Raw genomic sequence first — 22,922 nt, 5'->3', positions numbered from 1 at the left:
GGGGTTCTGGACTTGGCCCGCGCCCGGCCCGATATTGGCGCCATGAGTCTGCCCCCCGGTTTCCTCGACGAATTGCGCACGCGCCTCAGCCTCGGCCAGGTGGTCGGGCGCAAGGTCGCGTGGGACATGAAGAAGTCGAACCAGTCCAAGGGCGACTTCTGGGCGCCGTGCCCCTTTCATCAGGAAAAATCGGCAAGCTTCCACGTCGACGACCGCAAGGGCTTCTACTACTGCTTCGGCTGCCACGCGAAGGGCGACGCGATCTCCTTCGTGCGCGAGACCGAGAATGTCGACTTCATCGAGGCGGTGAAGATCCTCGCGGGCGAGGCCGGCATGGCCATGCCCGAGCGCGATCCGCAGGCGCAAAAGAAGGCCGATCGGCGGAGCGAGCTGGTCGAGGTGATGGAGCAGGCGGTGCAGTGGTTCCGCATGCAGCTGCGCACCAATGGCGCAGCGGCGGCGCGTGACTACCTCGCCGGGCGCGGGCTCGACGGCGAGGCGCAGGCGCGCTGGGAGCTGGGCTTCGCCCCCGACGACCGCGCCGCGCTCACCCGCGCGCTCAAGGGCAAGGGCATCCCCGAGGAGATGATCGTCGCCGCCGGTCTGGCCGCAAGGCCCGAAGGCGGTGGCGCGTCCTATGACCGGTTTCGTGGGCGCATCATCTTTCCCATACGCGACGCGCGCGGCCGCGCCATCGCGCTGGGCGGGCGGGCGATGGACCCCAATGCGCGGGCGAAATACCTCAATTCCCCCGAGACCGAGCTCTTCGACAAGGGGCGCAACCTCTACAATCTCGGCCCGGCCCGCGAGGCGGCGGGCAAGGGTGAGCCGCTGGTCGTGGCCGAAGGCTACATGGATGTGATCGCGCTGTCGGAGGCCGGGTTGAAGGCGGCGGTGGCGCCGCTGGGAACGGCCGTCACCGAAAGCCAGCTGCAGATGATGTGGCGCGTCCATCCCGAGCCGGTGATCGCGCTCGACGGCGATGCGGCGGGGCTGCGCGCGGCGCGCCGCGTGATCGACCTCGCGCTGCCGCTGATCGGCGCGGGGCAGGGGCTGCGCTTCGCGCTGATGCCCGAGGGGCTCGATCCCGACGACCTGATCCGCGCCAAGGGCGCGACCGCGATGCGCGAGGTGGTGGCGCAGGCCCAGCCCATGGTGCAGCTGCTGTGGCGGCGCGAGACCGAAGGCCACGACTTCGACAGCCCCGAACGGCGCGCCGCGCTCGACAAGCGGCTGCGCGAGGCGGTGGCCCAGATCCGCGAGCCGGATCTGCGCGGCCATTACGAGGCCGAGCTGAAACGCCTCAAATGGGAGCTGTTCAACCCGCGCCGCCAGGGTGGCCCGACCCGGATCGACCGGGGCGGCAAGGGCGGCTTCTTCAAGCCCGGCCAGCTGCCGCTGGCCCCCAGCCCCTCCGCGCGCGCCTCCATGCTCGCCACCGGCGGCGTGGTCGAGGATCACCTGCGCGAGGCGGTCATCCTCGCCACGCTGATCGCCACGCCCGAGGTGCTGCACGAGTTCGAACCGGCGCTGGAGCGGATGGATTGCCGCGACCCCGACCACGCCGCATTGGCGCATGGCATCCTTGCCTGCCACCACGAGGCCGACCTGCGCGGCGCGCTCGAGGCGCGGCTCGGCGCGCAGGCTCTTGAAACCCTGTTCTCCCAGCGCCATGTGGCGATCAGCCCGGGCGTCCGCCGACCCGGCGACGCCGAGCTGGCGCGCATGTGCCTCGCCGAGGAGCTGGCCAAGCTCGACGCGCGGCGCGGCCATGCGAGGGAGCTGGCCGAGGCGGTCGAGGACCAGTCGGGCTTGAGCGACGAGGGGCTGACATGGCGCCTGTCGCGCGCGGCCGAGGCGCTCGACAAGGCGGGGCGCGGCGACGGGGAGGACACGACCGAATACGAATACGGCACCAACGGCGCACCGATGCGGCGCGACGAGAGGTCCGAATTCGACGCCCTTCTGGGGACCATCGCCTTCGGCAAGGCGGGGCCCAGGGACGGCTGAACCGCGACCCGCCGCACCCGATTCGGCGGCGGACGTTGCAAAAGCATCAAAGAATCGGGCGCCGGGAGGTTGCGAATCGCGGCCCTTGCGGGTTGATTCGGGCAGTCCGAATCACTGCCCGGCGCTGGACAGGACGTTCACCGAACGAGGAGCCCTTCATGGCCGCGAAAGACACCGACGACCGCAAGGACGACGACCAGGACGGGGCGATGACGCTCGACATGAGCCAGGCGGCGGTCAAGAAGATGATCTCCGAAGCGCGCGAGCGCGGCTACATCACCTACGACCAGCTCAACCAGGTCCTGCCGCCCGATCAGGTCTCCTCGGACCAGATCGAGGACGTCATGTCGATGCTCTCGGAAATGGGCATCCAGGTGACCGAGGCCGAGGAGAGCGAAGAGGTCGAGGAGAGCGGCTCGCGCGAGGTCGCCACGGTCAGCGGCAACCGCGAGGTCGCGCTGGGCGGCGCCGAGGCCGAGAAGCTCGACCGCACCGACGACCCGGTGCGCATGTATCTGCGCGAGATGGGCTCGGTCGAGCTTCTGAGCCGCGAGGGCGAGATCGCCATCGCCAAGCGCATCGAGGCCGGCCGCAACACCATGATCGCCGGGCTCTGCGAAAGCCCGCTGACCTTCCAGGCGATCACGATCTGGCGCGACGAGCTTCTGTCCGAGGACATCCTGCTGCGCGACGTGATCGACCTCGAGACCACCTTCTCGGGCCAGATGGGCGACGAGGAGGGCGAGGAGCCCGTGGTCGAGCCCGGCGCCGCCGCCCCGGCGGAGAAGTCCGAGCGCGGCTCGGGCGACAAGCCCGAATACGACGCCGACGGCAACCCGATCCGCAGCAACGATGATGACGACGACGACGACGAGCAGCACAACATGTCGCTCGCCGCGATGGAGGCCGCGCTCAAGCCGCGCGTGCTCGAAACGCTCGACACCATCGCCGAGAATTTCGACCGCCTCTCCGCGATGCAGGACGCGCGCATGTCCGCGACCCTCAACGAGGATGCGAGCTTCTCCAAGGCCAACGAGGCCGAGTACCAGGCGCTGCGCTCCGAGCTGGTGATCCTCGTCAACTCGCTGCACCTGCACAACAACCGCATCGAGGCGCTGATCGACCAGCTCTACGGCATCAACCGCCGGATCATGTCGATCGATTCGAGCATGGTGAAGCTCGCCGACCAGGCTCGCATCAACCGCCGCGAGTTTATCGACGCCTATCGCGGCGCCGAGCTCGATCCCTCCTGGATGGACCGCATGGCCGAAAAGCCGGGCCGGGGCTGGCAGGCGCTGTTCGAGCGTTCCTCGGGCAAGGTCGAGGAGCTGCGCGGCGAGATGGCGCAGGTCGGCCAGTATGTCGGCGTCGACATCGGCGAATTCCGCCGCATCGTCCAGCAGGTCCAGAAGGGCGAGAAGGAGGCGCGCGCCGCCAAGAAGGAGATGGTCGAGGCCAACCTGCGCCTCGTGATCTCGATCGCCAAGAAATACACCAATCGCGGTCTGCAGTTCCTCGACCTCATTCAGGAAGGCAATATCGGCCTGATGAAGGCCGTCGACAAGTTCGAGTATCGCCGCGGTTACAAGTTCTCGACCTACGCGACATGGTGGATCCGGCAGGCGATCACCCGCTCGATCGCCGATCAGGCGCGCACCATCCGCATTCCCGTGCACATGATCGAGACGATCAACAAGCTGGTGCGGACGGGGCGCCAGATGCTGCACGAGATCGGCCGAGAGCCCACGCCCGAGGAGTTGGCCGAAAAGCTGCAGATGCCGCTCGAGAAGGTCCGCAAGGTGATGAAGATCGCCAAGGAGCCGATCTCCCTCGAAACGCCGATCGGCGACGAGGAAGACAGCCAGCTCGGCGACTTCATCGAGGACAAGAACGCGATCCTGCCGCTGGATTCCGCCATTCAGGAAAACCTGAAGGAGACGACGACCCGCGTTCTCGCCTCGCTCACCCCGCGCGAGGAGCGGGTGCTCAGGATGCGCTTCGGCATCGGCATGAACACCGACCACACGCTCGAAGAGGTCGGCCAGCAGTTCTCGGTGACGCGCGAGCGGATCCGCCAGATCGAGGCCAAGGCGCTGCGCAAGCTCAAGCATCCGAGCCGCTCGCGCAAGCTGCGCAGCTTCCTCGACCAGTAAGCGCGAGGCGAAATTATACGAAACGGCGGCAGGACATCCTGCCGCCGTTTCGCGTTTCTGCGGCTTTCACAACGCCGGGTTGACGGGTCGGGGCCGAACCGTGAACATCGGCGCAGTTCCAGACAGGATGTTCCCATGCCCTCCGATCCCCTCCTTCTCGCCAGCCTCGGCGCGGCCCTTCTTCTCCTGCTCGCGCTCGTCGCGGTGCTGACCGGGCTCAGGGGCGCGCGCACGGCACTGGCCGGGTTGCGCGCCGATCTCGATGCCGGGCGGCGCGATCTCGACGAGAGCCGGGCGCGGGCCGAAGGGCAGGGCACGCGGCTCGAAGAGCGCGAACGCGAGCTGAAGGCGCTGAAGCAGGAGCTGGCCGAGGCCCGCCGCGCCCAGTTCGAAAGCGACGCGGCGCATGGCGAGACACGTTCGGCCAAGGCGGCGCTGGAGGAGGCCCGGCGCGGGCTGGAGCAGGCGCGCGACGAGTTGAAGGCACAGCTGGAGAAGGTCACGCAGGAGATGCGCGAGCTTCAGGCGCGCCATGCGCAGCTGCAATCCGACCACGCCGCGCTGCAGGCCGACAGCGCGGGCCAGATCGCGGGCGCGGAGAAGCGGATCGCCGAGCTCAAGGAGCTGCGCGAGGAGATGTCGCGCCGCTTCGAGGAGCTGGCGACCAAGACCCTGCGCCAGACCGGCGAGGATTTCTCCAAGGCCAACACCGCCAAGCTGACCGAGCTTCTGACGCCCTTCCGCGACCACGTCTCGCGCTTCGAGACCGAGCTGCGGCAGGTGCATGGCAAGGCCGACGAGGAGCGCGCGCGCCTGGGCCAGCAGATCGAGATGCTGACGACGCAGTCCGAGACGATCCGTTCGGAGGCGGCGGCACTCACCCGCGCGCTCAAGGGCGACAAGCAAAAGCAGGGCGCCTGGGGCGAGATGATCCTCGAACGCATCCTCGAAAGCTCGGGGCTGGAGCGCGGCACGCATTACACCGTGCAGGAAAGCCATACCGACGAGGCGGGCGCGCGCTGGCGGCCCGACGTGGTCATCAAGATGCCGCGCGGCAAGAGCCTCGTGGTCGACAGCAAGGTGAGCCTCGTCGCCTACGAGGCGGCGGTCAATGCCGAGACGGAGGAAGAGCGCAAACGCCACCTGCGCGACCATGTCGCTTCGGTGAAGCGCCATATCGACCAGCTCGCCGCCAAGGGCTACCACGCGATGCAGGAGGGCTCGGTCGATTACGTGCTGATGTTCATGCCGATCGAGGGCGCGCTTTCGGCGGCGCTGTCGGAGACGGGCGATCTGACCGCTTATGCCGTCTCCAAGGGGGTGGGGGTGATGACGCCCACGACGCTGATGGTGACGTTGCGCACCGTCGATCACATCTGGACGGTCGAGCGGCGCGAGAGCAACGCCGAGGACATCGCCAAGCGGGCGGGGCTTCTCTACGACAAGGTCGCGGGCTTCGTCGCCAACATGGATCAGGTGGGCCGGGCGCTGGCCACCGCGAGCCGCGCGCATGACGACGCGATGGGGCAGCTTTCGACCGGGCGGGGCAACGTGCTGGGCCAGATCGAAAAGCTCAAGGCGATGGGCGCGCGCACGCAAAAGACCCTCGCCGTGGAGTTCGACGATGCCGGGGACGAGACGCCCGGAAAGCTCGCGCTCGATGCGCGTGAACCCGCGGAGTGAGCCTCATGGAGCCTGAGTGTTGCCCCCGCGCCACTGGTCTTCAGCCGCATGTAAACTAATACGAAACCTTCCGAGTGCTTTCGTGTTGGTCATGCAGGATCGAGACGGGAGACACCGCCATGAAAAAGCCGATTGCCATCGCCCTCGCAGCCGCCCTGACCATGCCGCTCATGGGTGTCGCGCCGATCCTGTCCTCGGCCGCCGGCTTCGCCGACATGACCGAGCCCGCCAGCCGCTATGACCTCGACGGCGTGATCGAGATCCCGGTGGCCGCCGCCGAGATCGAAGACTGCCGCGCCACGCTGGAGCAGGTCTTCATCGGCGGCGGGGCCGAAGATGCTGCCGCGCCTTCGGTGCGCTGCGTGGCGATCTGAGCCTTGCACCGGCGCTTCGATATCGCGACGCGCGGGCCGGGGCTGACGGAATTCACCCGTGACGTCGCCGATTTTGTCGACAGCGCCTCTGCCGATGAGGCGCTGCTGACCCTCTTCGTGCGCCATACCTCCTGCTCTCTGCTGATACAGGAAAACGCCGACCCCGAGGTGCGCGGCGACCTCGCGGCCTTCTTCCACCGGCTGGTGCCGCCCGGCGACGACCCCGCGATGTCCTACCTGACCCACACCTATGAGGGGCCGGACGACATGCCGGGGCATATCAAGTCCGCGCTCTTGCCGACCTCGCTGCAGATCCCGGTGATCGGCGGGCGCATGGCCTTGGGCACCTGGCAGGGGATCTACCTCTTCGAGCATCGGCAGGCGCCGCATCGGCGCGAGGTGATCGGCCTTCTGCGCTGAGGCCGCCTCGCTATCTGGTGGGTCCGTCACGACCCCTACCCAATTCTTGGGCATCTCCCTATACTGGCGGTGGAAGGCGGGCCAAGCCCCCCAAGAGATGTGACGAGGACCCGGATGCGCTGCCCGTTTTGTGGAAATCTAGACACGCAGGTCAAGGACTCGCGCCCTGCCGAGGATCATGCCGCGATCCGGCGCAGGCGCTTTTGCCCCTCCTGCAGCGGGCGCTTCACCACTTATGAGCGCGTGCAGCTGCGCGATCTGGTGGTGATCAAGTCCAATGGACGGCGCGAGGAGTTCGACCGCGACAAGCTCGAACGCTCGATCCGCATCGCGCTGCAAAAGCGCCCCGTGGAGCCCGAGCGCATGGATCAGATGATTTCGGGCATCGTGCGCCGGCTCGAAAGCATGGGCGACACCGACATTCCCTCCGCCAAGATCGGCGAGATCGTCATGGAGTCGCTCGCCCGGATCGACACGGTGGCCTATGTGCGATTTGCCAGCGTCTACATGAATTTCCAGGCCGTGGGCGATTTCGATCGTTTCATGTCCCAGCTTCGCCCCGACCCGGCCAACAAGTGAGCATGGCGCGCGATCGGCGCTTCATGGCGCTGGCGCTGTCCCTGGGGCGGCGCGGGATGGGGCGGGTCTGGCCCAACCCGAATGTGGGCTGCGTCATCGTGGCGAGGGCTCGGATCGTCGGGCGGGGCCGCACCGCCGATGGCGGCAGGCCGCATGCCGAAACGCAGGCGCTGGCGCAGGCGGGCGAGGCCGCGCGCGGGGCCACGGCCTATGTCACGCTGGAGCCCTGCGCGCATCATGGCCGCACGCCGCCCTGCGCCGAGGCGCTGGTGGCGGCTGGCGTGGCGCGTGTGGTGGTGGCGGCGCAGGACCCCGACCGCCGGGTTGCGGGCCGCGGCATCGCGCGGCTGCGCGCGGCGGGGATCGCGGTCGAGACGGGGCTGATGGAGGCCAAGGCGCGGCGGGATCTCGCGGGGTTCCTCAGCCGGATCGAGCGCGACCGGCCCTTCGTCACCCTCAAGCTCGCCGCCAGCCTCGACGGGCGCATCGCCACCGGCACCGGCGAGAGCCGCTGGATCACCGGGCCGCAGGCGCGGGCGCGGGTCCACATGATGCGCGCCCGGCACGACGCGGTCATGGTCGGCGGCGGCACGGCGCGGGCGGACGACCCGATGCTCAACGTGCGGGGCTTGGGCATCGACCGTCAGCCGGTGCGGGTGGTGGTGTCGCGCAGGCTCGACCTGCCGCCCGAGGGCGCGCTGGCGCGCAGCGCCGGGGACATCCCGCTTTGGCTGTGCCACGACCGGGCCGTCGATCCCGCGCCATGGACGGCGCGCGGCGCGGTGAGCCTGCCTTGCGGCCTGTCGAACGGGCAGGTCGATGTCGCGCAGGTGATGGCGGCGCTGGCGGAGAGGGGCCTGACGCGGGTGTTTTGCGAAGGCGGGGCGGGGCTGGCCGCCTCGCTTCTTGCCGCCGGTCTCGTGGACGAGCTGGCGCTGTTCACCGCCGGCTGCGCGATCGGGGCCGAGGGCACGCCGGCGCTTGCGGCGATGGGGATCGACCGGCTGGCCGAAGCGCCGCGCCTGCGGCTGGCGCATCAGGAGCGCATCGGCGCGGATCTTCTGAGCCTGTGGCGCAGGCCCTGAGCCTGCCTCACCGCCGCCAGAGCGGCGCGGCGGAGGCGAAGACGCCTTGCAGCCTGGCCAGCGCGCGCAGGCCGGGGCGGCGTGCGATCTCTCCTGATGCCAGTCGTTCGAGCACCAGTTCCGGCGGGCAGGGCCTGCCGCTCACGGGGTCGAAATAGCGCGGCCAGCCGATCAGCGCCGCATGGGCGAGGCTCCAAAGATCGGGGCGCGCTTGCCGGCGCGGGCAGGGCGGGCCGAGGTCGCGGGTCAGCCCCCAGCCCGCATAGAAGGGCGTGCCGAGGCAGGTGACGGGCCGCTCGCGCAGCAGAGCCTCGAAGCCGATGCCCGAAGTCATGGTCCAGACCTCGTCGGCCACCTCCAGCGCCTCCACCGCGCCGACGCCGATGAGCACGACATCCGCCGCGAGATGCGGCTCGGCCACTGCGCCGGGCCTGAGCCCCGCCTCGACGTCGGGATGCGGCTTGTAGAGGATCACCGCCTCGGGATGCGCGGCGCGGACCGCCTGCAACAGGGCGAGATTGCTGCGCACCGCGCCCGCGCCAAGCCGGATCGCGGCGTCGTCCTCGACCTGCCCGGGCACGAGGATGCGGTGCCCCTCGGGCAGCGGCGGCAGCTCTGTGCCCGCGAGGTTGTATTTCGACAGCCCGGCCGCGCGCAGCCCTTCGACCAGCCGCCGCGCGCGGCGGCGCTCGGCGTCGGGCAGGGCGGGCGAGGCCGCGATCAGCCGCTCCATCCGGCTTTCGCGCGCGGGGTCGTAATGCAGGCCGAGATCGTCGAGCCCGAGGCTGGCGGGCGGCACCAGCGCCGCGCCCAGCCCGCGCGAGCGCAGGAAACCGTCCTCGATGCGCACCGCGCCCTCGGGGGCCGGCCGGTCGCCCCAGACCATCAGCCGCCGCCCCTGTTTTTCGGCCAGAGCGGCGGCCCGCTCCGGCGGATCGACGAAGCGCACCGCCCGCTGCGTGCCAAAGCCCTTCTGGATATGGCGTCGCTTCCACAGCCGCATGCCGCTGGCGACCCAGCCCGCCCGATCCTCGCGCCAGGCGCGGGTCTCGGCCTCGAAGGCGTCGAGCGCGGTCTCGAAGCTGCAGGCGCGGCGCTCATGCGGGTCGTGCCAATGCGGGTAGAGGATCATCGCCGCGGCGAAGAGCTGCGCGCGGGTCAGCCGCCGCTGCCGCCGGTCGACCGGCGCGCGGTCCTGCGTGAGCCCCCAGCCCGCGTAGAAGGGCTGGCCATGGACCACCGGCCTGTGCCCGGCGAGGATCGCCTCGAACCCCATCTGCGAGGAAAAGACATGCACCGCCACGGCCCCCTCCAGAAGCCGCCATGGCGAAAGGGGCGCGTCGCAGATCTGCATGTTCGGCCCGAGATCCGTTTCGCGCAGATGCCCGGCACGAAAGCCCTGCTGCGTCTCGGGATGGGTCTTGACGAGGATGCGCGCGCCGGGATGCGCCTCGCGCGCCTCGAACAGCATCTCCAGAAAGCTGTTGCGGTCGCCCCGGCTGGCGCGCACCGCCGCATCCCCCGCCGTCTGGTCGACCACGAGGACATAGCCCGGCGGCGGCGCTTCGAGATCGGGGTCGAAGCCGCTGTATTTGGTCAGCCCGGCGCCGCGCATCCGCGAGATGCCGTCGCGCGCCCGGTCGAGCAGGGCGGTGTCGTCGAGCGGATGCGTGGCCAGCAGGGTTTCGAGATCGCTCGGGCGGGCGGGGTCGAAATGCGCGCCCGCGTGATCGATCAGCAGGCCCAGCGGCGGCGCGCCGGCCCGGCCGGGGCGCACCGAGCGCAGGAAGGCGTCCTCGATCCGCACCAGCGCCGCGCCGCGCCGCGCGGCGACGGCGATGCCGCGCTGGGCGGTCGGGCTCGCCCCCCAGATCCCGACGAGGTCGTGGCGGCCGGGCAGGCCGCTGCGCACCGCGTAGCCCGCCGCGCGCAGCCGCGCCCGCATCGGCCGCGCCAGAAGGCCGCCATTGTAGACGTAAAGGCGGCGCGGGCCGGGGCCGGGCAAGCTCAGCGCACGGACTCGGCGGCGGCGCGCGTCGCGGTGAGCGAGCCGGTCAGCCCGCTGATCACCCGGTTGAACTCGACGATCGGCGCTTCGGTCACATAGACGGTATCGTCGTCGCGGATCGCGAAGTCGCGGGCGAGGAACATGCCGTTGGGCCGGGTCAGGTCGAGCACGTAGACCAGCCGCTGCGTGCCGACGAGATCGGGGATGCCGGTGATCTGGCTGGCGATCACGGCGGGCTCGTTGCGGAAGACGAAGACCCCGGTCGGATCGGCGAGCTGCGGGTTGAGACCGCCGACGCGGGCGATCGCCTCGATGGCCGAGATGTTGCGGCTTTCGAAATCGACCAGCTCCTGCGCCCCGGTGGCGCCCAGCGCGGTGAAGTCGCGCGTGTCGGCCTCGACGAGGATGCGGTCGCCGCCGCGCAGCGCGATATCGGCGCGCGGGTGTTCGTAGATGTCCTGGAACCAGATCTCGCCGGTGGTGCCGCCGCGGGTGACCGTGACCTGCGCGAGCTCGGGCCGCACGCTGACGCCGCCGGCGGCGGCGAGCATGGCCGAGAGCGTGCGGGTCGGCCGCTCGATCGGGTAGACGCCCTGCGCGCCGACGTCGCCCACCACCGAGACGGTCGAGCCGTCGCCCGCGAGGCGGCGCACCTGCACCTGCGGATCGGGGGTCTGGGCTTCGAGCTTTTCGCTGATGATCCGGCGGATCGCCTCGGGGGTGTTGCCCGCCGCGCGAATCCGGCCCGCATAGGGCACGAAGACGAAGCCCGCCCCGTCGACCTGCACCTCTTCGAGCACGGTGGCGTTCTGGCCCGAGGGGACGAGCAGGCCGTCATCGACGTTTTCCCAGATGGTCAGCCCCAGCACGTCGCCGGGCTGGATCGTGTCGGAGCCCAGCAGGGCCGCGGATTCGAAGGCGGCGGCAAAGCCCAGCGCCGGGGTGACCCCGGCGATGCGGTTGACCCGGTCGTCCACGGCGACGACGAAGGCATCGCCCTCGCGCAGCACGGAGCCCGCGAAGATCTCGTTCTTGCTGGGGCCCGAGCGCGGGGTGAGCCCGCAGCCGGCGACGAGGGCGATGGCGGCCGCGAGGGCCGCGCCGCGGGCGAGGCGGTGGGTAAGGGGTGTCACTGCGCGGTCTCCTCGACCTGTTCCTGTCTGCCTGCGACCCCGCGCCGGGGGCCGGTCTGCCTGCGGCCCGTTGGTCCGGGCCGACATGATTGAGCTGGGGCAAGGGTCTGCCCGTCGCGGGCAAGGCTAGCGCGCGGGGCATGCGGTGACCAGTTGCCCCGTGCCGGGCGGGCGGTGGCGGCGGGCGCGGTGTGGCTTGCGGGCCGCGCCGCTCAGGGCAGCGCGCGCAGCGGCTGGCGCGGCGCGACCCGGCCGGTGCGCAGCGCGTCATAAGGGTCTTCAGCGGCAAGCATCATGTCCGCCACCTGCCGCAGCAGCCGTCTTCGCCCGCCCGAGGAATAATAGCCGCCCGACACCTGGCTCGTCTCAAGGAGGAAGCGGCGGTAGTCGCGATAGGCGCGCCGATCGGGGCGCTGCGGCGCGGCGAAGAACTCGGCCAGCGGCTGGGTCGAGGCGAGATCGGGCTTGGAATAGACGGCGCGGCCGAAGGCCTTGAGCGGGATGCCGCGCCACAGCACCTGCTGCCCGGCGGTGGAGTTCACCGTGACGGCGGTGCGCGCCGCATCCAGAAGCCGCGCCAGCTTGCCGCCGCGCAGGTAATGCACCCGGTCGGCCACGCCCTGCGCGCGGGCCGCCTCGCGGATGATGCGCTTGAGCGGGGCCTGCCCGTTTTCCAGAGGATGCGCCTTGAACACGAGGTGGTGGTGCCGCGGCGCGCCGCGGGCGAAACCCTCGATGACCAGTTCGAGAAACTCCGACATCTTCGTGAAGGGCGAATGCGCCTGGAAGCTGGCATCGTGTTCGAGCTGCAGCAGCGCCAGGTGGTAGGGGTAGCCGCCGCGGCGGATCCGTCCGGTGGCAACGATCCGGTCGAGCGCGATCAGTGGCATCAGCAAAAGCCGCGTCGTGTAGAGCCGCGCCTCGGTGGCAAGCGGCAGCGCGCGATGGGCGCGAAACCCCTCATAGCCGCGGTTTCGGAACAGCACGAACCAGTGGTAGAGCGCGCCATAGAAGACATGCTGGCGCATGTCGCCCCAATGCGCGGGCGCCTCGGCGATCTCGGGGTCGGACCGCTCCAGCGCGGCGCGCATCTCGTCGATGCCGATCTGCATCAGCCGCGAATGGCCATTGGTGCCGCCGCGCTCATAGGTGACCCACCAGGGCCGCAGGTAGCCTTCCTCGAAGACATGCACGGTGAGCCCGCGCGCCCGCGCCGCCACGACGGCGGCGGCATGGACGGGCCTCGTGTCGCCGTAAAGCACGATGTCGGTGATGCCATGGGTCTCGATCAGCGCCGCGATCGTCTCGGGCCAGTCCTCGGCGCGGCCGCGATAGGGGATGTAGCTCGCGCGGTCGCGCCAGAAGGCCGCGTCGCCCGCGTTGAAGCCGACGCGAAGGGTCCGCGCCCCGGCCGCGCGCAGCATCCGCGCGAGCCGATGGAAGAAGGGCCCGTGCGGCCCTTGCAGGAACAGGAATCGTCTGTCGGCGGGATCGGTCATGTTGCGAACCATTGTGACGGGGCGATCCCTTTCGTTTCGCAAAGGCGTCTGGCCCTTTTATGGCGCGGCGGTGGCGCGGGGAAGGGCGCGGTATTGTATGGCGGGCCCGGCGTCTCTAGGTCTTGGCGGGCAAGACAGGAGCGCACCCATGTTCACAGGCATCATCACCGACGTCGGAGAGATTCTCGACGTGGTGCAGGAGGGCGATCTGCGCGCCCGCATCGCGACGGGCTACGACCCCGACACCATCGATATCGGCGCCTCGATCGCCTGCGACGGCGTCTGCCTGACGGTGGTGGCGCTGGGCCAGAGCCCGCGCAACTGGTTCGACGTGCAGATCTCGGCCGAGACGGTGGAGCGCACCGCGATCGGCCGCGACGGCTGGCATGTGGGCAAGCGGCTCAACCTCGAGCGCGCGCTCAAGGTCGGCGACGAGCTGGGCGGGCATATCGTCTCGGGGCATGTGGACGGTGTGGCCGAGGTGGTCTCGACCCAGGCCGAGGGCGACAGCCTGCGGGTGCGGCTTCGCGCGCCTGACGCGCTGGCGAAGTTCATCGCGCCCAAGGGCTCGGTCGCGCTCAACGGCACCTCGCTCACCGTCAACGAAGTGGAGGGCGCGGAGTTCGGCATCAACCTGATCCCGCACACCCGCGAGGTGACGAACTGGGGCGAGATCGCGCAGGGCCGCTCGATCAATCTCGAGATCGACACCATGGCGCGCTATGTCGCGCGGCTGCGCGACTGGGACGCCTGATCCCGTCTCCTGCTTCGAAAGCCGGCCCGGCGCGCGGCGCGGCGGGGGTCGATTGCCCCTCGCAGGCGGGCGGCTTCTTTCCTATAACCGGGCCCATAACTGGGGGAAGACCCGCGAGGAGGCGCCCGATGGCCAAAACATTGTCACCCGTTGAAAAGGCGAAGTTCGTCGCCGCCAAGCAGGCGAGCCGCCTCGTCGAGGACGGCATGCGCGTCGGCCTTGGCACCGGCTCGACCGCCGAATGGCTGGTGCGCTGCCTCGGAGAGATGGTGCGCGACGAAGGCCTGCGCTTTCGCGCCGTGCCGACCTCGCGCCGCACCGCCGATCTGGCGCGCGAGCTGGGGATCGAGGTGGTCACGCTCGAAGAGGCGGGCTGGCTCGACCTGACCATCGACGGCGCCGACGAGGTCGATGGCGAGCTGAACCTCATCAAGGGTGGCGGCGCGGCGCTCTTGCACGAAAAGATCGTGGCGACGGCCTCCGACCGGATGGTCGTCATCGCCGATGCGGCCAAGCGGGTCGAGACGCTGGGCGCCTTTCCCCTGCCGGTCGAGATCATCCCCTTCGGCTGGCAGGCGACCAAGGTTCTGGTCGAGGAGACGCTGGTCGGGCTCGACGTGCTGGGGCGCGAGGTGACGCTGCGCATGAAGGACGGCGAGGCGGTGCGCACCGACGAGGACAACCACATCCTCGACCTGCATCTCAACCGGATCGGCAATGCGCGCCAGCTCGGCCTCGCGCTCAACCAGATCGCGGGCGTGGTCGAGAACGGGCTCTTCGTCGATATCTGCGACGCGCTGGTGATCGGGCATGGCGACGGGCGCGTCGAGAGCTACGATCTGCACGGAGAGGCCGAGGAGACGCAGTTCGACTTCCTCGCCTCCGACAACATCTTCACCGACATTTCCGACTAGGACAGACCGACTTATGGCATTCGACTATGATCTCTTCGTGATCGGCGGCGGCTCGGGCGGGGTGCGCGCCGCGCGCACCGCCGCCGCCACCGGGGCAAGCGTGGCGCTGGCCGAGGAGAGCCGCATGGGCGGCACCTGCGTGATCCGCGGCTGCGTTCCCAAAAAGCTCATGGTCTATGCCTCGGGCTATGGCGAGGTGCTCGACGAGGCGCGCGCCTATGGCTGGGAGATCGGCGAGGGCCGGTTCGACTGGGTGCCCTTCCGCGAGAAGCTGCATGCCGAGCTCGACCGTCTCGAAGGCGTCTATCGCCGCCTGCTCGACGGCTCCGGCGTGGAGATGTTCGACGCGCGCGCCAAGGTCGTCGATCCGCACACGGTCGAGCTGGCCGATGGCAGCCGCAAGACCGCGAAGCACATCCTCGTGGCGACCGGCGGCCGGCCGGTGCGCCCCGACATGAAGAACGCGCATCTGGGCATGGTCTCGGACGACATCTTCGATCTTGAGACCCTGCCGAAATCGATCCTGATCGTCGGCGGCGGCTACATCGCCTGCGAATTCGCCAACATCCTGCACGGTCTGGGCGTGAAGGTGACGCAGTTCTATCGCGGCGCGCAGATCCTGCGCGGCTTCGACGACGAGGCGCGCGGGCTGATCGCGGATTCGATGCGCGAGCGCGGCATCGACCTGCATCTGGGGACCAACGTGGTCGAGATGTGCCCCGAGGCCGAGGCGGGCGACCCGGCGCGCCAGCACGGCACCAATTCCGACGCCGCCGGCGCGGGCGCCAGCCTGCCCGAGGCCGAGCGCGGCACCAAGGGGCCGGTCTGGGTCAAGGCGACCAATGGCGACGAGGCGGTCTATGACGCCGTGTTCTTCGCCACCGGCCGCAAGCCCAATACCGAAGGGCTCGGGCTGGAAGAGGCCGGGGTCAAGCTTGCCCGCGGCGGTGCGATCGAGGTCGACAAGTACAGCCAGACGGCCTGCCCCTCGATCTATGCCATCGGCGACGTGACCGACCGGGTGAACCTCACCCCCGTGGCGATCCGCGAGGGGATGCAGTTCGTCGAGACGGTGTTCAAGGGCAACCCGACCCCGGTGGATCACGCGCTGATCCCCTCGGCGGTCTTCACCCAGCCCGAGCTCGGCACCATCGGCCTGACCGAGGAGGCGGCGCGCGAGATCGAGCCGGTCGAGGTCTATTGCTCGTCGTTCAAGCCGATGCGCTCCTCCTTCGCCGGATCGAACGACCGGGTGCTGATGAAGCTGATCGTCTCGATCGAAACCCGCAGGGTTCTCGGCTGTCATATCGTCGCACCCGAGGCGGGCGAGCTGATCCAGCTGGCGGGCATCGCGGTCAAGATGGGTGCGACGAAAGAGGATTTCGACCGGACCGTGGCGGTGCATCCGACCATGGCCGAGGAGATCGTCACCATGCGCGAGCCGGTGCGGCGTTCTTGAATAGCGGGCGTCAGCCCACACATGCGACACGTGGCGGGTGAAACCGGCACGGGGGAAACCAACAAGGGAACAGTGGCTTCATGGCTGGAAACAACGGCGGCCCCTGGGGCGGCGGCGGCGGCGGGCGCGGGCCCACCGGCGGCGGGGATGACGACAGGCGGCCCGGCGGCCCGCAAAGGCCGCGCAGGCCCGGCGAGAGCCCGCAGATCGACGAGCTGATGAACAAGGGCCGCGAGCAGCTTCGCGTGCTCATGGGCGGCGGCGGCAACAACCGCGGCACCGGGTCGGGCGGCAATGGCGGGCCGGGCTTTCGCATGTCGCGCGGCACCATCGGCCTCGTGGCGGCGGGCGCGCTGGTGCTGTGGGGCGTGATGTCCTTCTACACCGTGCGGCCCGAAGAGCAGTCGGTCGAGCTGTTCCTCGGCTCCTACTCCTCCACCGGCAGCCCGGGTCTGAACTTCGCGCCCTGGCCGCTGGTCACGCATGAGGTCGTCAACGTCACCTCCGAGCGGACCGAGAACATCGGCATCGGGCGCGACAATGACGGGCTGATGCTCACCACCGACGCCAATATCGTCGATATCGGCTTCCAGGTGGTCTGGAACGTCTCCGACCCGGCGAAATTCCTGTTCAACATCCGCGATCCGCAGCTCACCGTGCAGGCGGTGTCGGAATCGGTGATGCGCGAGATCATCGCCGCCTCGAACCTCGCCCCGATCCTCAACCGCGACCGCGGGCTCATCGCCGACACGGCGATGGAGTCGATCCAGGCGACGCTCGACGCCTATGAGAGCGGCATCAACGTGGTCCGGGTCAACCTCGACCGCGCCGATCCGCCCTCGGAGGTGATCGACGCCTTCCGCGACGTGCAGGCCGCCGAGCAGGAGCGCGACCGCCTGCAGCGCCAGGCCGACGCCTATGCCAACCGCGTTCTCGCCGAGGCGCGCGGTGAAGCCGCGCAGACCGTCGAGCAGGCCGAGGGCTACCGCGCCCAGACCATCAACGACGCGCTGGGTCAGGCCAGCCGCTTCTCGGCGGTGCAGGACGAATACGCCCAGGCGCCCGAGGTCACGCGCCGCAGGCTCTATCTCGAATCGATGGAGCGGGTTCTGGGCGATGTCGACAAGATGGTGCTCGACCCCGCGATCGCGAATGGCGGGCAGGGCGGCGGCACCGGCATCGTGCCGTTCCTGCCGCTGAACGAGCTGGGCCAGCGTTCGGGCAACAGCCAGCAGGGCGCGGCCGCGTCCTCCACCACCGACGGGCAGGGGAACTGAGATGAAAAAGACCGCATTCCTGCTTCCCGCCCTGGTCGTCGCCGTGGCGGTGATCCTCTCCTCGATCTACGTGGTGGACGAACGCGAAAAGGCGCTGGTGCTGCAGTTCGGCCAGATCCGCCAGGTCAAGGAAGAGCCCGGCCTCGGGCTCAAGATCCCGCTGATCCAGGAGGTCGTGACCTATGACGACCGGATCCTGTCGCTCGACACCGACACGATCGAGGTGACGCCCTCGGACGACCGCCGCCTCGTGGTCGACGCCTTCGCGCGCTACCGCATCGCCGACGTGGTGCAGTTCCGCCAGGCCGTCGGCGTGGGCGGCGTGCGCGCCGCCGAGGACCGGCTTTCGTCGATCCTCAACGCCCAGATCCGCGAAGTGCTCGGTGCCGACCAGGTGACCTCCGACACGATCCTCTCCTCGGACCGCCGGACGCTGATGAACCGGATCCGCGAGCAGGCGCAGCGCTCGGCGCAGGGCCTCGGGATCGACGTGGTCGACGTGCGGCTCAAGCAGACCAACCTGCCGAGCCAGAACCTCGACGCGACCTTCGCCCGGATGCGGGCCGAGCGCGAGCGCGAGGCCGCCGACGAGATCGCCCGCGGCAACGAAGCCGCGCAGCGGGTGCGCGCTCTGGCCGACCGGACCGTGATCGAGACCCTGTCGGAAGCCGAGCGCGAGGCGCAGGTGACCCGAGGCGAGGCCGACGCCGAGGCCAACGCGATCTTCGCGGGCGCCTACAGCGCCGATGCCGAGTTCTTCGACTTCTACCGCTCGCTGCAGGCCTATGAGCGGGCGCTGCAGGGCTCGAACTCGACCATGGTGCTGACCCCCGACAGCGCCTTCTTCGACTACCTCTACAATGACGACCTGCCCGAGGGCGTGGTGCCCGCGCCTGCGCGCGAGCGCGGCCCGCTCGATGGCGGGATCGAGCAAGAGCCCGCCTCCGGCGCGGCCGATGCCGGCGTCATCCGGCTCGACAGCCTGCAGGTGCGCCAGGGCGAGGACGGCGCCGTCGTCTTCTCGACCGAAGAGGGCGAGATCGACGCGCAGGCCGATGCCGAGGCCGCGGCCGAAAGCCAGGCCGATACGCTGACGCCGCGGGTGACCCTGCCCGAGGATGATGCGGTGAGCGTGCAGTGACGCCGATCCTGCTGGGCCTCGGCCTGGTGCTCGTGGTGGAGGGGCTGGCCTGGGCGCTGGCCCCTTCGCTGCTTGTGAGGATGCTCGAAACGCTGAAATCCATGCCGCCCGAGCAGCGGCGGATGGCGGGGCTCGTCACGCTGGCGCTCGGCGTGGCGCTGTTGTGGATGGCGCGGCTGACCACGCTTTGAGGGGGCGGGCCCCTGCGCCGCCGCCCCATGTTACAGCCCGTCACACCGCTTTGACGGAGCGCGACGGGGGGTTGAGTTGCTTCCCGTGCCTCTTAGGTTGATGGTCTGCGCCGACCGAAGCGGCCCCCCTTGGGGCAACTTCGATGCACAGGACGAAACAGGAGTGTGCCCGTGAACGCCAAGATCAGATCCACGTCCCTTGCCATCCCCGCCCGCGCCGTTTCGGTGCTGGCGCTGGGTGCCGCCCTGGGGTTGAGCCAGGTGGCCCCGCTCGCCGCCCAGGATACCGCCGTCACCCCCGATGCCGAAGCGCAGAGCACCGCCGACGCGCCCGACGCCGCGCGCCCGCTGACCTTTGCCGACCTGGCCGAGCAGGTGAGCCCGGCGGTGGTCAACATCACCACCTCGACCATGGTTTCCGCGCCCGCCGGGCCGCAGGGCATCGTGCCCGAGGGCTCGCCCTTCGAGGAGTTCTTCCGCGAATTCCAGGACCGCGGCGACAGCGCGCCGCGCCGCTCCTCGGCGCTGGGCTCGGGCTTCGTGATCTCGTCCGACGGCTACGTGGTGACCAACAACCACGTGATCGAGGGCGCCGACGAGATCAACATCGAGTTCTTCTCGGGCAAGACGCTCGAAGCCGAGGTGGTGGGCACCGACGCCTCGACCGACATCGCGCTCTTGAAGGTCGAGGGCGAGGATCTGCCGCATGTCGAATTCGGCGACAGCACCGGGCAGGGCGCGCGCGTGGGCGACTGGGTCATGGCGATGGGCAACCCGCTGGGGCAGGGCTTCTCGGTCTCTGCCGGCATCGTCTCGGCTCGCGGCCGGGCGCTTTCGGGCACCTATGACGACTACATCCAGACCGACGCCGCCATCAACCGCGGCAATTCGGGCGGTCCGCTGTTCAACATGTCGGGCGAGGTGATCGGCGTGAACACCGCGATCCTGTCGCCCAATGGCGGCTCGATCGGCATCGGCTTTGCCATGTCCTCGGACGTGGTGACCGAGGTGGTCGACCAGCTGCAGGAGTTCGGCGAAACCCGGCGCGGCTGGCTCGGCGTCCGCATCCAGGACGTGACCCCCGACATGGTCGAGGCGATCGAAGGGCTCGAGGGGACGGCCGGCGCGCTTGTCACCGACGTGCCCGAGGGCCCGGCGATGGAGGCCGGCATGGAGGCCGGCGACGTGATCCTGAGCTTTGACGGCAACGAGGTGCCCGACACCCGCGAACTGGTCCGCATGGTCGGCCGCGCCCCGGTGGGCGAAGAGGTGCCGGTCGAGGTGCTGCGCGGCGGCGAGACGGTGGAGCTGGCGGTGACGCTGGGCCGCCGCGAGGAAGCCGAGGGCGCGGTGCCCGCCTCTGTCGAGGGATCGGGCGACGCGGCCGAGACCGAGCTCTTCGGCCTGACCCTGTCGGAAATGACGCCCGAGCTGCGCCAGCAGCTGGACCTGCCCGAGAGCGCCGAAGGCCTCGTGGTGACCGATGTGGACCCCGCTTCGAACGCCGCCGAGAAGGGCGTCGTCGCCGGTGACGTGATCACCGAGGCGGGCCAGCAGAAGGTGACCTCGGTCGCCGATTTCGAGGCCCGCGTCGAAGAGGCGCGCGACGCCGGTCGCAGGTCGCTGCTGCTTCTGGTGCGCCGCGGCGGCGATCCGCGCTTCGTGGCGCTGGGGCTCGAAGAGGGCGAGTGAGCCTTTTTCGGGATGCATGCCATAAAAGGGCGCCTTCGGGCGCCCTTTTCGCGTCTCAGCTTCGGTTCATCAGCTCGAGCTGATCGGGTGTCAGCGCGCGGATGCCCAGCCGCTGCGCCGAAGCCAGCGACAGCACCGGGCTGTCCGGCCCGCCGCTGCCGCGCTGAAACGCCTGCACGGCATCGAGCGTCACCGCGTCGAGCTGCCCGGTCACCGGGCCGGGATGAAACCCCCGCGTCACCAGCGCGCGTTGCAGGGTCTCGACGAAGGCGGGGGTGAATTCGGGCGGGCAGAGCGTCTGGAACTTGACCACCCGCCGCTCGCGCAGGATCTCCTGGCGCATCACGCTGCGGTAGCGCGCGGGGCCGTCGCCCGGCTCGCGGATCTGCTCGCGCACGGTCTCGATCACCGCCGGGGTGGTGTCGTAGCCAAAGCAGCGCCCCTGGGCGTCGGTTTCGATCTCGGCCGCCACGAAGGCGGGCAGCTCCGGCGGCGCGGGGGTGCAGGCCGCGAGCGGCAGGGCCAGCGGAAGGGCGATCAGAAGGCGGAACATCGGTCACCGGCGGTCGTTGTCGCCCGAGCCTAGCCGCTGCGCGCCGCCCCGGAAAGCGCGAGGCGCGCGCAAGGCCGGACCGTGACAGGCAAGACGCAACACAAGCCGGGCCGCGCCGCCCTCAGGCTCTGGTGCGCTCCGCGCGCCTCGCCTAGACAGGGCAGGACCGCGAATGAAGGAGCCGAGCATGGCGAAGATCACCTATATCGAACACGATGGCACCGAGCATGTCGTCGATGTGGCCGCGGGCCTGACCGTGATGGAAGGCGCGCGCGACAATGGCATCCCCGGCATCGAGGCCGATTGCGGCGGCGCCTGCGCCTGCTCGACCTGCCATGTCTATGTCGATGCCGACTGGGTCGCGAAGCTGCCCGAAAAGGACCCGATGGAAGAGGACATGCTCGAATTCGCCTATGAGCCGGACGAGACGCGCTCGCGCCTGACCTGCCAGATCAAGGTCTCCGACGCGCTCGACGGGCTGCGGGTGCAGATGCCCGAGCGCCAGATCTGATGCGGGCGGCCCCGGTCCTGGCCTGCCTTGCCGCGCTGGCGGGGCCTGCCGGGGCGCAGGGGCTTTTCGATGCACAGGGGCTGGCCGAGGCGCGCTTTGCCGAGCCGACCACGCGATATGCGCATGGGGTCTTCGGCGAGACCGAGGAATGGGGCGCGCTGGAAATGACGACCATGGCGGGCGCGCGGCACCGGGTCCGCCTGCCCGAAGCCCGGGTCTTCGAGGATACCGCGCCAAGGCTGGCCGATGTCGATGGCGACGGCGCACGCGAGGCGGTGGTGGTCGAGGCCGACGCGGCGCTTGGCGCGCGGCTCGCCGTCTATGGCCCCGGCGGGCTGGTGGCGGCGACGCCGTTCATCGGCACGGCCCATCGCTGGCTGGCGCCGCTGCCGCCTGCCGATCTCGATGGCGACGGTCGGATCGAGCTGGCCTATGTCGATCGTCCGCATCTGACGCGCGTGCTGCGGGTCTGGCGGCTGGAGGCGGGGGAGCTGATGCAGCTCGCCGCGCTTGAGGGGCTGACGAATCACCGCTTCGGCGATCCCGAAATCTCAGGGGGCCTGCGCGATTGCGGCGATGGCCCCGAATGGGTGCTGGCCGATGCGGGCTGGCGCAGGATCATGGCGGTGCGGCTCGAGGACGACCGTCTCGCCGCGCGCGATATCGGCGCTCTGGGCGAGGCCGGCTTTGCCCCGGCGCTGGACTGCGCGGGCTAGACCAGCGTTGCCAGCACCAGGAGCGCCGCCATCTCGGCCAGCTGCTGCGTGCCGCCGAGGATGTCGCCGGTCTGTCCGCCGATCTTGGCGCGCGCGATCATGGCGGCACAATGCCCGGCCAGCGCCACGGCGGGCAGGAGCCAGATCAGGCTCCACCCCGCCAGCGGCAAAACGAGCAGCACCGCCACCCCGGCCGTCAGCGCCATGGCCCGGCCCGAAGGGCGCCCCGAGAGCCGCGCCAGCCCGTCCTCGCGCGCATGCGGCAGCCGCGACATCGGCCAGACCATCGTCGCCCGGCTCAGCACCGCGGCGATCACGAGACCCCATGGCCCGGCCACGACGAGGCAGGACCAGCGGATCAGCAGCATCGTCCCGATCGCCAGCACGCCGTAGCTGCCGACCCGGCTGTCGCGCATGATCTCGAGCCGCCCGGCGCGCTCGAACCCGCCCCAGAGCCCGTCGGCGCAATCGGCCAGCCCGTCCTCGTGCAGCCCCCCCGTCAGCAGGATCAGCACCGTCAGCGCCAGCGCCGCCGCCGGGCCGGCCGGCAGGCCGAGCGCCAGCGCCGCGCCCTGGACCAGCGCGGCGATCGCGCCCACGACGAGCCCGGCAAGGGGAAAGGCCCAGACCGCTTCGGGGTCGAGCGGGGCCGGGCGCACCGGCAGGCGTGTCAGCAGCCCGAAGGCGGCGCGAAGCGCTTTGAACATCTGGGCCTCTTTTCAAAACCACTCCCATACGGTTAGGCAGACCGAGGCCGCGATGCAACGAGG

21 protein-coding genes are annotated in these 22,922 nt (G+C 70.1%); 16 read left to right on the top strand and 5 right to left on the bottom strand.

From position 1 onward, the window contains the following. Positions 1-42: 42 nt before the first annotated feature. The 7 genes from dnaG (at position 43) to ribD (ending at position 8,304) form a co-directional block, all read left to right on the top strand. Positions 43-2,010: a DNA primase gene (gene dnaG / locus CJ301_RS04030; RefSeq protein ID WP_099274548.1), complete on the top strand. Its 1,968-nt coding sequence runs from the start codon at positions 43-45 to the stop codon at positions 2,008-2,010. 158 nt (positions 2,011-2,168) lie between these two features. After that, positions 2,169-4,163 (top strand): RNA polymerase sigma factor RpoD, encoded by a 1,995-nt coding sequence (gene rpoD / locus CJ301_RS04025; protein ID WP_099274546.1) that lies wholly within the window; start codon positions 2,169-2,171, stop codon positions 4,161-4,163. Between the two features lie 135 nt (positions 4,164-4,298). Then, positions 4,299-5,846: a DNA recombination protein RmuC gene (gene rmuC / locus CJ301_RS04020; protein ID WP_099274544.1), complete on the top strand. Its 1,548-nt coding sequence runs from the start codon at positions 4,299-4,301 to the stop codon at positions 5,844-5,846. Between the two features lie 119 nt (positions 5,847-5,965). Further along, positions 5,966-6,220: a hypothetical protein gene (locus tag CJ301_RS04015; protein ID WP_099274542.1), complete on the top strand. Its 255-nt coding sequence runs from the start codon at positions 5,966-5,968 to the stop codon at positions 6,218-6,220. A gap of 3 nt (positions 6,221-6,223) precedes the next feature. Beyond that, a complete protein-coding gene (locus CJ301_RS04010; RefSeq protein ID WP_099274540.1) occupies positions 6,224-6,640 on the top strand; it encodes a secondary thiamine-phosphate synthase enzyme YjbQ in 417 nt (138 codons plus the stop codon). A 114-nt stretch (positions 6,641-6,754) separates the two neighbouring features. Continuing rightward, positions 6,755-7,219, top strand: coding sequence for a transcriptional regulator NrdR (nrdR, locus tag CJ301_RS04005; RefSeq protein WP_099274538.1), 465 nt, complete (start codon positions 6,755-6,757; stop codon positions 7,217-7,219). A gap of 2 nt (positions 7,220-7,221) precedes the next feature. Then, positions 7,222-8,304, top strand: a complete 1,083-nt coding sequence (ribD, locus tag CJ301_RS04000) for a bifunctional diaminohydroxyphosphoribosylaminopyrimidine deaminase/5-amino-6-(5-phosphoribosylamino)uracil reductase RibD (protein ID WP_099274536.1) — start codon at positions 7,222-7,224, stop codon at positions 8,302-8,304. Between the two features lie 7 nt (positions 8,305-8,311). On the opposite strand, the gene CJ301_RS03995 is transcribed toward ribD, so the two are convergent. From CJ301_RS03995 to CJ301_RS03985, 3 genes are all read right to left on the bottom strand, one after another. Beyond that, complete coding sequence (locus CJ301_RS03995; protein WP_099274534.1) at positions 8,312-10,309, bottom strand: capsular polysaccharide biosynthesis protein; 1,998 nt, start codon at positions 10,307-10,309, stop codon at positions 8,312-8,314. 2 nt (positions 10,310-10,311) lie between these two features. Further along, positions 10,312-11,445 (bottom strand): polysaccharide biosynthesis/export family protein, encoded by a 1,134-nt coding sequence (locus tag CJ301_RS03990; RefSeq protein WP_254050063.1) that lies wholly within the window; start codon positions 11,443-11,445, stop codon positions 10,312-10,314. 212 nt (positions 11,446-11,657) lie between these two features. Further along, positions 11,658-12,944 carry a capsule biosynthesis protein gene (locus tag CJ301_RS03985; protein WP_254050062.1) on the bottom strand — a complete coding sequence of 429 codons (1,287 nt, stop codon included), beginning with the start codon at positions 12,942-12,944 and terminating at the stop codon, positions 11,658-11,660. A 148-nt stretch (positions 12,945-13,092) separates the two neighbouring features. Between CJ301_RS03985 and CJ301_RS03980 the strand changes: the two genes are divergently transcribed. From CJ301_RS03980 to CJ301_RS03950, 7 genes are all read left to right on the top strand, one after another. After that, entirely contained in the window at positions 13,093-13,698 is a 606-nt protein-coding gene (locus tag CJ301_RS03980) for a riboflavin synthase (protein ID WP_099274528.1), read from the top strand. A 128-nt stretch (positions 13,699-13,826) separates the two neighbouring features. Beyond that, complete coding sequence (rpiA, locus tag CJ301_RS03975; protein WP_099274525.1) at positions 13,827-14,612, top strand: ribose-5-phosphate isomerase RpiA; 786 nt, start codon at positions 13,827-13,829, stop codon at positions 14,610-14,612. 13 nt (positions 14,613-14,625) lie between these two features. Continuing rightward, positions 14,626-16,071, top strand: coding sequence for an FAD-dependent oxidoreductase (locus CJ301_RS03970; protein WP_099274523.1), 1,446 nt, complete (start codon positions 14,626-14,628; stop codon positions 16,069-16,071). A gap of 80 nt (positions 16,072-16,151) precedes the next feature. Next, positions 16,152-17,348 (top strand): FtsH protease activity modulator HflK, encoded by a 1,197-nt coding sequence (gene hflK, locus CJ301_RS03965; protein ID WP_099274521.1) that lies wholly within the window; start codon positions 16,152-16,154, stop codon positions 17,346-17,348. A 1-nt stretch (position 17,349) separates the two neighbouring features. Next, positions 17,350-18,489 carry a protease modulator HflC gene (gene hflC / locus CJ301_RS03960; RefSeq protein ID WP_099274519.1) on the top strand — a complete coding sequence of 380 codons (1,140 nt, stop codon included), beginning with the start codon at positions 17,350-17,352 and terminating at the stop codon, positions 18,487-18,489. After that, on the top strand, positions 18,486-18,680 hold the full coding sequence (locus tag CJ301_RS03955) for a DUF2065 family protein (RefSeq protein WP_099274517.1): 195 nt from the start codon (positions 18,486-18,488) through the stop codon (positions 18,678-18,680). The genes hflC and CJ301_RS03955 overlap by 4 nt, the downstream gene beginning before the upstream one ends. 171 nt (positions 18,681-18,851) lie before the next feature. Then, positions 18,852-20,372: a Do family serine endopeptidase gene (locus CJ301_RS03950; RefSeq protein ID WP_099274515.1), complete on the top strand. Its 1,521-nt coding sequence runs from the start codon at positions 18,852-18,854 to the stop codon at positions 20,370-20,372. A 55-nt stretch (positions 20,373-20,427) separates the two neighbouring features. On the opposite strand, the gene CJ301_RS03945 is transcribed toward CJ301_RS03950, so the two are convergent. Then, positions 20,428-20,925 (bottom strand): peptidoglycan-binding domain-containing protein, encoded by a 498-nt coding sequence (locus tag CJ301_RS03945; protein WP_099274513.1) that lies wholly within the window; start codon positions 20,923-20,925, stop codon positions 20,428-20,430. 187 nt (positions 20,926-21,112) lie between these two features. On the opposite strand from CJ301_RS03945, the gene CJ301_RS03940 reads away from it, so the two are divergent. Both CJ301_RS03940 and CJ301_RS03935 read left to right on the top strand, forming a co-directional pair. Then, a complete protein-coding gene (locus CJ301_RS03940) occupies positions 21,113-21,436 on the top strand; it encodes a 2Fe-2S iron-sulfur cluster-binding protein (protein WP_099274511.1) in 324 nt (107 codons plus the stop codon). Then, on the top strand, positions 21,436-22,152 hold the full coding sequence (locus tag CJ301_RS03935) for an FG-GAP repeat domain-containing protein (protein ID WP_099274509.1): 717 nt from the start codon (positions 21,436-21,438) through the stop codon (positions 22,150-22,152). The genes CJ301_RS03940 and CJ301_RS03935 overlap by 1 nt, the downstream gene beginning before the upstream one ends. Here CJ301_RS03935 and cobS read toward each other — a convergent pair. Continuing rightward, positions 22,149-22,859, bottom strand: coding sequence for an adenosylcobinamide-GDP ribazoletransferase (cobS, locus tag CJ301_RS03930; RefSeq protein WP_099274506.1), 711 nt, complete (start codon positions 22,857-22,859; stop codon positions 22,149-22,151). The two genes, CJ301_RS03935 and cobS, sit on opposite strands and share 4 nt — an antisense overlap. Positions 22,860-22,922: the final 63 nt, after the last annotated feature.

It is taken from the genome of Limimaricola cinnabarinus, assembly GCF_002723615.1.
In the GTDB taxonomy this organism is placed as follows: Bacteria; Pseudomonadota; Alphaproteobacteria; order Rhodobacterales; family Rhodobacteraceae; genus Limimaricola; species Limimaricola cinnabarinus_B.
The sequence above is the reverse complement of the archived record's forward strand: the minus strand, read 5'-3'. Positions and strand labels throughout refer to the sequence as shown.